Origin of the sequence: Streptomyces sp. NPDC059828 (assembly GCF_042731955.1) — a bacterium.
In the GTDB taxonomy this organism is placed as follows: Bacteria; Actinomycetota; Actinomycetes; order Streptomycetales; family Streptomycetaceae; genus Streptomyces.
Map to the genome: position 1 here is coordinate 1 of NZ_JBHWIW010000116.1, position 1,026 is coordinate 1,026.

General features: G+C 39.9%; 1 pseudogene. It reads left to right on the top strand.

Features of this window, described 5'->3' with window-relative positions:
• Positions 1-243, top strand: a pseudogene (locus tag ACFV6V_RS31160) (hypothetical protein); the annotation flags it as partial.
• Positions 244-1,026 lie beyond the last annotated feature (783 nt).

The window sequence follows — 1,026 nt, forward strand, 5'->3', positions numbered from 1 at the left end:
GTAGAAGGTCGGGAAAAGAAATTTTTAAAAGGCGGACGGCTGCACATGTATCCTTCCGGAATGAATATGTATCGAAAATCAAAAGGGATTGTTAAGCCGGAACGGGAAGAAATGAAGTTCGGAGACATAAAAAAAGTAGTGGGTTCGGCAAAACCACACTACGAGAAAAGTTATCATGTCGAAAATGACATTTTTGAAAACACAATTTCGTTTCTCCAGTATAACACAAAACGTGATTTTTGAAGCAAAACGGTTCCTCTTTATGGAGCCGTTTTTTTTATTTCCCGAAGGGTTATTTGTCAGAATGACAAACCGATTTCGAGCCGGCGAGAACCCATTGTCACACCACGATTTAGGGGGTGTGTATAAATGGGCACTCTCTGTGAAATTTGAAGCTTTGAAATTCCGAATGGCGCACTTATACACTCTGTCGAGTGAGTGCTAAAATGCTGAAGCATTTCCGTCAAGCGTGTGGAGGAATCTTGTAGAGAGATATAGCATAGATACCCGTATCTCTAGAGATATTTTGGTATATCCCTGCTATATCTATGGGGTATCTATGCTATATCTTTGGCTTCAAAAACGGCACCTGTTCTAAGAGCATAGAAACTCAACAGGCACAGCCTGTTTGACACCCTTTTTTTTAGGGTGGCACCGAGTTTCCTTATGCTCTTTTTCTCTGAAGCTAAACCTGTTTTATATGTCGTAGTCTTTTTATTGGGAGTGACCCCTTGCTGTACAATTTCCGGAGGTGCCGATAAGGGACGAATTTTCCCTTGTCGGTTGCCTTTGGGGATTGTAAGGGGTGGAGGCTCGGAATCAAAAGGAAACGAAATATCATTCCGAGTGTGCTTCTTTTTTCTGTTCTTGAATTCTATTATTTCCAATGTTAGAATTATGTTAACAACTTGTTAGGAGTGTGTTTGGATGGAAGAGAAAAAACAAATTGGACCTCGAATTACTGTTGAAACATTTAAAAAGCTAGAGTTATTAGCCGAACATTTTACAAAACACAATGAATTTGGA